We start from the raw sequence: 7,384 nt of genomic DNA, 5'->3' as shown, positions 1-7,384 counted from the left end.
GACCTGGGGTGCGCGCGTATGAGACACCAGAGTCCTTCTTTCACCAGTGATGGGAGTGGTCATGAGGCGTCCTCGATCGACACGATCTGGATGTCGCCTTCTTCGCGGGTGGTGGTGACACGTTGCTTGAAGACGGTCTGGGTGCCGTCAGGCGCAATCTCGGTCAGCTCCACGGCAGCGGCATCGTCACCATCTGCCGAAATCTCGAGGCAGTGCTCGGTGCCCTTATCGACCGAGTCAATTCCCTCTTGCAAGGCTTCGAGGTCAGTGATTGTCGACTCTTCACTGAGCAGTTCTTCTACGTCTGTCGCGTCCCGCTCGACGTAGTACGCATGCTGGAACGCCAGGATCACCCCGGCCACGGACTCTGTGTCTCCGTCTCCGTTTCCAGTGGTGACGGACTCTTCGCGGCTCGCCTTACACTCAACATCCGAAGTCGCTGCTGAGACTGGCTCAGTAGTCGGTGTGGGCGGCAAACTGAGAGGTGCGGCCTCGGCGGTGTCGTCCCCCGCCCCTGCCACTGTCGACAGAAGAAAAGCACCACCGGCGAGGACGAGAAGAGTCGCGACGACGACACCAGCGAACAGGGCGCGCGACCGAGTAGCCGATGCCCCTCCCTTGACGTCATCGACGGGTGCGGGGGAAGAAACCGGAGTGGACTGGGTCTCGTCGAACCAGTCTGATTCCGCGACCTCTGGCGATACTGGAACGGACTCAAGGTGTCGTTCCGTCTGCTTGTCATTGCTGCCGTCGTCAGCGTTTGACGAGCCCTCAAACCAAGAACCGGCGTCGTCGTCACTCACGGTTTCCCCCTTACGTTGGCGAGTGGGTTAGTTGAAGTGGACCGGGGGCAGATTCGGAATGTTCAGGTCATTGATCGACCCTGCGGCCGAGTCTTTGGCGTTGTTCATTGAGTCGTTGATGGCGTTTTCTACGCCTGTCGCCGCATGAGGATTGCTTGCCGCAGCGCCCCCGAGGCCAAGGGCAGCAGAGCCGCCACCGGCAGCTGAGCCCGCGCCGACGATGCCGGCAGGCACGGCCCACGCTGGCGCAGTGGCAACGGCAGTAGCCGCACCGGCGACCGCAGGTGCGGCGGAGGCAGCGCCGGCCGGGATAGCGGTGTTGGCGATCATTCCGGCGATGAGGAGTGAGAACGGGTCCATGGGTTTCTCCTTTTGGTGGTTGTGGTGGGGTCAGCCGATGTGGAGCTGCTTGGGGGCGATGGGTGCCTGGGGGACGACCGGGGCTCGGCCACCAAGGTCGATCGTGATTCCGGGCGCGGGCGCGGGGGCCGGAGCCTGCTGGACCGGCGCAGGGGCCGGCGCCGGAGCCGGAGCCTGCTGGACCGGGTATGAGGGCGCTTGGCGAGCAGGAGCGGGCGATCGACGGACTGGCGCAGGAGCCGGAGCCTGCTGGACCGCTGACGGCGCGGGGGCAGTGGCACCTCGAGAATCTGGGGCACTGCGCTCGACCGAAGCCAGGTCTCGGCGCTCATCCGGTTCGTTGTCGTCCTTCTTGACTTCACGCTCTGGCGATGACGCCTCCGCGAGCCCTGCTTGCGCTACCGGGCTGTTCGATTTCTTCTGCTGCTTGGGGGCGACGGGATGCGATGTCGGAGATGGCTCGGCCGTGGCGCGAGGCGTCTCTTGGGCTGCCTCCACGCCTGCCTGAACCAGCGTTGCCTCTGGTTTTGGTGCGGGCGTTTGAGCCTCCTCGACTCCAGCCTGCGTGGCGGCCAGGGCCACCGACACAGCCCCGAAGGCCAGAATCGCCGTGCTCGTGCCGACGAGTGCGCCCCGTAAGGCTGGTCGGTGCAGGGTCCGCATTTGTCGCTCCTTGGTCGCACTTCCACGCGTACTGGTATTCGTACTGGTACGGTACACGCAACGGTGCCCCCCATGGGGAGCCCATGCCCCACTCGAAAGTGGGGCCACTACCGTCGTGTCACTCACTCTACAGTTACGCGATATATTCCGCTAGTGCCAAGTTTTTCCCAGCGCATTGGACACACTTGTCAGGCAACTCCAGTCGACAATGAGGTGTCCATGGCGCGTCGAACAGGGCAGATAAGCCCCACCGCACTCCGTGCTGCCATGTCCAGGCGCGACGTGACGGTCGACGACCTTTCGGTCCACCTCGGCGCGTCGACCACTGCGATCTACGGCTGGCTGTCGTCTCGACGCGTGCCCGAACCGCCGGTCCTCGTCGAGCTGGCGCACGCCCTTGGCCTGCGCCCGGCGGACCTCACCCTCGTCAGCGAGTCGGAGGAGCGACTGTACGACCTCCGCATCCACGCCGGCCTACTCCAGGAGGACGCGGCCACAGCTGCCGGCCTTCGTCAGCCGCAGCTGTCCAAAATGGAGCGCGGCGTCGCCGTCCCCCGCAAGGAGCTCTGCGACGGGCTGGCCAGGACATATGGCCTCCCAGCGGAGCGCGTCTTGGCCGCGTGGGAGCGTTCCCGCGAGGATCGGCGGCGACACGCCGATGGAAAACTCCGCTAGTCTCGCGCTATATTCCAACACGCCGAGGATGGCGCAAATCCTCGACAGCGAATCACACTCGTGTTATTAATATCCCATGACGACGTTTGGACGTCCACGCACACGTGACCATCGCACACAGCTCAACGGCGAGATCGACAAGGATCTTGTCGCCGAGTTCAACGCTGCGTGGAAGGCCTCTGGCCGAAAGCGGTGGGAGGTCCTCCAGGACGTCGTGACCTACGGTCTCGCCGAGTTCAAGCGGCGGGAGGCCGATTCCCCCAGCGCATTTGACCTGCTCGGTCGCGCTGGCTGAAGCCATCCCACAACCAGTTAGGAGGCGCATAGCGAGCCGACTTCATTGTCGATAAACGCATAGCGCACCCACACAAATGGCGATCGCCCCTCGGGGCGGAATCCGAAGGGCGATTGCTCAAAGTGTGACCGGAACGAGTTGCTGCTCGTGACCCGGTATTTGGTGCCCCACCTAAAGGCGGAACCAGCTTGCCTAGCTGCTCCGAGGGTAACGCATACCCAAATGACCTGTCCAGCATCGCCACGCCGGACAGTCATGTGGACGCAAACAAAGCCCTCCATTTCCCAGATCCCACCGACACTCCTATCGGCCTCATCATCGAGGCCCGCATCGCTGATGCACAAAGCAGAAATCGTGCCTCCGGGCAGCGCGGGCGGTCCTGGGCCCTTCCCGGGCAGCCGCCAGCGTTGTGCTGGTCAGGACGTGCTCGATGGCTCGTTGCTGTCGACGTTGCCCTGGCCACCGAAGAGGGCCGGAGCCTGTGTCGAGCACGTCACCTGTCACCGATCACTGCTCGCGCGATCGCCCGAGGGTGCGCTGACTTCGCTGACTCCTCGACAGGCCGACACCTGACAGCATCGAATGCCACTATTGCGGCTCGCGCTGCCGATCTCGCCGGTAGACCTCGTCCGTGGAGCCACGATGTAGTTGCAAACACTCGCTTCGTCCTCGAGGCACTCGGCCTGGCCGTCGAGATCGTGCGGGGCCGGTATTTGACGGCGACTGAGCGCCTAGCGGCAGCGGTACACCATGATGGAGTGCAGCTGCGGGCAGCATCCACATGGGCACTAATGCTTGTGCGCAGGTGGCAAGTGAAATCGTATCTACCCCGTAGGGGTTCTACGGGGAGTAAAACTCCCCGTAGTAAATGCTCACCCAACGCGCGCAAGCGCGCGACGGCGCCCTTCGGGCGCTTGGCAAAGACCCCACCCGGCCCAAGGCCGCTGGCGGCGCAGATTGTGACCGCACAACTAGTCCAACGGGCACATGGACTGGACAACGGGCGGCACCTCGGGGCGCTTGTTGGCGTGATCGCAGACCTCGTCGACTGTGATCGCTGGACCGGACGCGACCTCGCAGAGCTCCTGGACCAGGACGCACGGGACAATCCCCGCGACTGGCCCGCGACGATTCAGAACCCGGCCGGGTTCCTGCGTCACCGCCTCTCACGACTGAGTGATCTGCTCGCCGGTCCCTCTCCCAGCCAAACGGCCGCGGCACATCACCGTGCGGTGCAACAGGAGCGTTTCGAGCGCGAGGTTCAGGCGCAGCAAGCCAACCGAAATCGTGCCTCATCAGACCATGTTGCAGGGGTTATGGCCCAGATCCGTGAGCAGCTCGCTCACCGGCGCTCCGCCCGTGACGCATCAGCAAGTGGACACGCCTAGTATTATTTCACACATGGACTCACGACCAGATGCGCGACAGGCGGCGTTCGCCGAGCGACTGCGCATGCTCGTCGACACCGTGCACCCTCCTGGTCGAGGACGATTCACCCAGGCTGAGATCTCGGCAGGAGTCAAGGAACTCGGTGGCGACCTCAGCCAGCAGTATCTGTCACAACTGCTACGAGGAGTACACGAACCCTCCGACAGGGTCGTCCGACACTTGGCCGACTTCTTTGGAGTATCCCCCTCGTACTTCGTCGATACCGACGAGTACCAGCGCACCAACGATTACATCGCGGTTCTGCGCAGGGTCGGAGACAGTGAGGTCCTCGCTGTCTCAGCGCGAGCCGTGGACCTTCCAGCTGAGGCGCTGGACCGCATCAGCGCGGCTGTCGAGGAAGAACGCCGGCGAGCCGGCCTCGACTAGTGGCCACCGCCCCAGTATCCGCCAGCGGTCCCGATCGCGGCACCCAAGACCGTTTCCACCGGGGTGTGATGACTGATGCGGACCCGAGCCCACGCCACTGGCGGGACCAACACCAATCCGGTCCAGCAGCGCGGTGAAATCTCCCGGGCAAACACCGCGACCACGCCGGCCAAAACGGCCGTGTGAAAGCTGACCTTGATCCGCAGCGTGGCAGCACCCGCAACGCCTAGCGATACCAGTGCAGCGCGAGTCATGCGGCGCAGCTCTACAGGTGCCCCGTACCTGTTCTGCGCGACCATCAGTGCGGTCACCGAACCGGCGATGCCGGCGATCACCAGCGGACGATCTTCCCGCCGGGTCACATGATGATCTGATAGCGCCTTGCGACGTACGCGCCACGTGATTGCCGCCTGCGGCAACCCGCCCAGGCCCAGACCGGTTACCGCTCCCCATCCGGGTGACCGCACAGTCGCTCCGAGCGCAGTGGACCCGACAACCAGAACGGCCCAGGGGGCGAAAACCTCGGTCAGTATCTTTTCGACCTTCATCAGCTGCCCCCTGTTCCATATTGGCGTCCAACACCGGCCACAGCCTTGGTCACGTCGCCCGCACTGACAGTGTCCGGTGGCTGTGGGAAACCAGTTTGACCAGTGGAAGCTCTGTCGATCTGATGAAGAGCATCGAGAACCTCGACCGCGCGATCAGACACCCACGTGTCGAGGCCCAGCCGCAAATCCGAGGAACGCTGCACCTCCGGGAGCACATCGACGACCCGTCGATGAAGACCTCGGAATCGCTGCCAATGAATCAGCGCCACCACATCAGCTTCGGCCGTTGACCACACCAAGCCGACGTTGATCAGGAACAGTCCGATAACCGAAACGATCTGGGTAATGAGCAGGTCACCACCGTCGGGATTCTCTTTCTGCAAGGCTTGCGCGACATAGACGATCCGCAAGACGCACCAGCACGCCGACAGCAGTGCGCCGACCGCCATGATCGCGAGCCCACGCCCCGCAGACGAGCGAAGATTCAGTGGCCAAATCACCGCGACAAACCCCAGACTGGCCACGAGGCCACCCAGGTAGGCGATCATCATCGCCGCCACAAGGGCAGGCTGCGAATGGGACCACATCACGAACTCGACGCTCGTCTGATTGCCCCCTCCCCCAGCCACGAGATCCAGGACAATCACCGTTCCGGCCGACAGTGCGAGCCATATCCAGACAACCGTTTCTGTCCACGGGCGCTGGACTCTGCGCTGAGCCAGGCCCATTAACAGCACGCCTGCGGCACAGCCCAGGATCCCCAGATGCTTGAGCAGCGTCGGCATACCCACAGTGACGCTGTCTGGCCCGCGAAGAAGAACCTCAACTGGCTCGGTGACCGCAAACATCGCCACAAGCAGCGACACCGCAGTCAGCATCGCCGCACGTAGCGTTGGGGTCGGAGCTGCCCGGTAGCGCAGAATCCGCGTGATGATGTAGCCGAGCAGAATCGCCTCGAGGACGATCAGTATCGCCAGCGTGATCATCCAAATGCCTCATCCAGTCGCGACAGATGGCCGCTCGTCAGCCCCCGGCGAAGCCGGCGCGCGACCGTTGAGGCGAACTGCTCGGCCTCGTTCTCCCGCTGCGCGAGCTGCCGGTACTCCGGGGCCACGCACGCCGCCGGCGCTGGTAGTGCAGGCGCTCCTGTCAGTAGCGCAGTGAGGCGGTCTGGAGCGGAATGGGTGGGCACATTGTTGTGGCCAAGAAGAATGTGGCCCAGCTCGTGCAGCACAGTGTGCAATCGCAGGTCACCAGACAGGTCCGTGTCGACGATGATGACGTGTTCCCCAGTGACCGCTTTGGTACACATCCCGTACCGGCCCCGCGGCATCGCCTCGTCCTTGACGGTGATCGGGCTTCCGCATGCCGATGCGCCAGCCTCGATGACGGCATTGGTATCGGTAAGTGGGGCTGTCTGATCCAGCGAGCTCATCACGCTGTCAACGGCGGCGTCGACCGGAGATCGACTAGACCGAACAAAGCGGGGCAGGCGGAGCACGCACCTACTGTACTGAGAAGGACGTCGATACTGGGAGTTTGACTATGACAGCACCAGCCGTCACCGTGTACGGTCGCCCGACGTGCCCGCCGTGCATGAGAACAAAGAAACTGCTCGAAAAGGCGGGCGTCGACTTTCTGTATGTCGATGTCGACCAGGACCAGGACGCCCTCAACGGGCTCACCGAGCTGGACTGGGTTACAGCGCTGCCCGTCGTCGTCTGTGACAGCCTTGACCTTCGCTGGTCCGGATACCGCCCTGAACTCATCCGCCGTTTAACGACCAGTACCTAGTGCCACTTGCGCCACTATTGGCGCAAGTGGCACTACCACCCCTATGTGGCACCCGCTAGAGTTCTAGCAATGATTGTTCGCGGCGCAGTTACTCATGTGCACACCACCACGATTACCACCAAGCGTGGCACTACACAGCTGACGGCGTTGCGGGTCCTTGATGACCACTCCCGAATGCAGCACGGAGGCCAGCCCGGTAAGAGCCCCTCGCCCACTCGCTATGAAGTGCAGTTCGTCGACTCGAAGCTCTACGAATGGTCGGAGGCCATCGCGGCCGAGTTCGCCCCGGGCGACGAGGTACTGGTCTACGCGGACGACTCAGTGCGAGTCACCACGTCCGCGTCTGGCGAAGCCACTCTCGTCGTCCACGGAGTAGACCTCGGGCATGCAACACTCCCCCTGGCCCGAAGGTCGCAATAACCTCACTCCGG

9 protein-coding genes are annotated in these 7,384 nt (G+C 63.5%); 4 read left to right on the top strand and 5 right to left on the bottom strand.

All coding sequences use genetic code 11. The annotated features are described in order from the left end of the window. Window positions 1-59: 59 nt before the first annotated feature. Both DCI01S_RS17370 and DCI01S_RS16970 read right to left on the bottom strand, forming a co-directional pair. On the bottom strand, window positions 60-803 hold the full coding sequence (locus tag DCI01S_RS17370; protein WP_156482634.1) for a DUF8176 domain-containing protein: 744 nt from the start codon (window positions 801-803) through the stop codon (window positions 60-62). Between the two features lie 27 nt (window positions 804-830). Beyond that, complete coding sequence (locus tag DCI01S_RS16970; RefSeq protein WP_082767876.1) at window positions 831-1,163, bottom strand: hypothetical protein; 333 nt, start codon at window positions 1,161-1,163, stop codon at window positions 831-833. Window positions 1,164-2,093: 930 nt separating this feature from the next. Between DCI01S_RS16970 and DCI01S_RS15475 the strand changes: the two genes are divergently transcribed. The 3 genes from DCI01S_RS15475 to DCI01S_RS16965 all read left to right on the top strand — a co-directional run bounded on the left by DCI01S_RS15475 (window position 2,094) and on the right by DCI01S_RS16965 (window position 4,611). Continuing rightward, on the top strand, window positions 2,094-2,501 hold the full coding sequence (locus tag DCI01S_RS15475) for a helix-turn-helix domain-containing protein (protein WP_061230054.1): 408 nt from the start codon (window positions 2,094-2,096) through the stop codon (window positions 2,499-2,501). Between the two features lie 76 nt (window positions 2,502-2,577). Next, window positions 2,578-2,796 carry a hypothetical protein gene (locus DCI01S_RS15470; protein ID WP_061230053.1) on the top strand — a complete coding sequence of 73 codons (219 nt, stop codon included), beginning with the start codon at window positions 2,578-2,580 and terminating at the stop codon, window positions 2,794-2,796. 1,401 nt (window positions 2,797-4,197) lie between these two features. Further along, window positions 4,198-4,611 carry a helix-turn-helix domain-containing protein gene (locus tag DCI01S_RS16965; RefSeq protein ID WP_167349575.1) on the top strand — a complete coding sequence of 138 codons (414 nt, stop codon included), beginning with the start codon at window positions 4,198-4,200 and terminating at the stop codon, window positions 4,609-4,611. Here the strand turns inward: DCI01S_RS16965 and DCI01S_RS16960 are convergent. The 3 genes from DCI01S_RS16960 to DCI01S_RS15455 are packed head-to-tail and all read right to left on the bottom strand — an operon-like array spanning window position 4,608 to window position 6,660. Next, window positions 4,608-5,159: a hypothetical protein gene (locus tag DCI01S_RS16960; RefSeq protein WP_082767873.1), complete on the bottom strand. Its 552-nt coding sequence runs from the start codon at window positions 5,157-5,159 to the stop codon at window positions 4,608-4,610. The genes DCI01S_RS16965 and DCI01S_RS16960 overlap by 4 nt on opposite strands. Further along, complete coding sequence (locus DCI01S_RS15460; RefSeq protein ID WP_061230051.1) at window positions 5,159-6,145, bottom strand: hypothetical protein; 987 nt, start codon at window positions 6,143-6,145, stop codon at window positions 5,159-5,161. Before DCI01S_RS15460 ends, DCI01S_RS16960 begins: the two co-directional genes overlap by 1 nt. After that, window positions 6,142-6,660 carry an ImmA/IrrE family metallo-endopeptidase gene (locus DCI01S_RS15455; RefSeq protein ID WP_156482632.1) on the bottom strand — a complete coding sequence of 173 codons (519 nt, stop codon included), beginning with the start codon at window positions 6,658-6,660 and terminating at the stop codon, window positions 6,142-6,144. The genes DCI01S_RS15460 and DCI01S_RS15455 overlap by 4 nt, the downstream gene beginning before the upstream one ends. 44 nt (window positions 6,661-6,704) lie before the next feature. Between DCI01S_RS15455 and DCI01S_RS15450 the strand changes: the two genes are divergently transcribed. Further along, window positions 6,705-6,953 (top strand): glutaredoxin family protein, encoded by a 249-nt coding sequence (locus DCI01S_RS15450; protein ID WP_082767872.1) that lies wholly within the window; start codon window positions 6,705-6,707, stop codon window positions 6,951-6,953. Window positions 6,954-7,384 lie beyond the last annotated feature (431 nt).

Source organism: Dietzia cinnamea NBRC 102147 (genome assembly GCF_001571065.1).
In the GTDB taxonomy this organism is placed as follows: domain Bacteria; phylum Actinomycetota; class Actinomycetes; order Mycobacteriales; family Mycobacteriaceae; genus Dietzia; species Dietzia cinnamea.
This window is presented reverse-complemented; position numbering and strand designations above follow the sequence as displayed.

Coding starts and splice junctions, on each gene's coding strand:
- DCI01S_RS16970 (WP_082767876.1), bottom strand. CDS start 1,163: ATGGACCCGTTCTCACTCCTCATCGCCGGAATGATCGCCAACACCGCT.
- DCI01S_RS15475 (WP_061230054.1), top strand. CDS start 2,094: ATGTCCAGGCGCGACGTGACGGTCGACGACCTTTCGGTCCACCTCGGC.
- DCI01S_RS15470 (WP_061230053.1), top strand. CDS start 2,578: ATGACGACGTTTGGACGTCCACGCACACGTGACCATCGCACACAGCTC.
- DCI01S_RS16965 (WP_167349575.1), top strand. CDS start 4,198: ATGGACTCACGACCAGATGCGCGACAGGCGGCGTTCGCCGAGCGACTG.
- DCI01S_RS16960 (WP_082767873.1), bottom strand. CDS start 5,159: ATGAAGGTCGAAAAGATACTGACCGAGGTTTTCGCCCCCTGGGCCGTT.
- DCI01S_RS15460 (WP_061230051.1), bottom strand. CDS start 6,145: ATGATCACGCTGGCGATACTGATCGTCCTCGAGGCGATTCTGCTCGGC.
- DCI01S_RS15450 (WP_082767872.1), top strand. CDS start 6,705: ATGACAGCACCAGCCGTCACCGTGTACGGTCGCCCGACGTGCCCGCCG.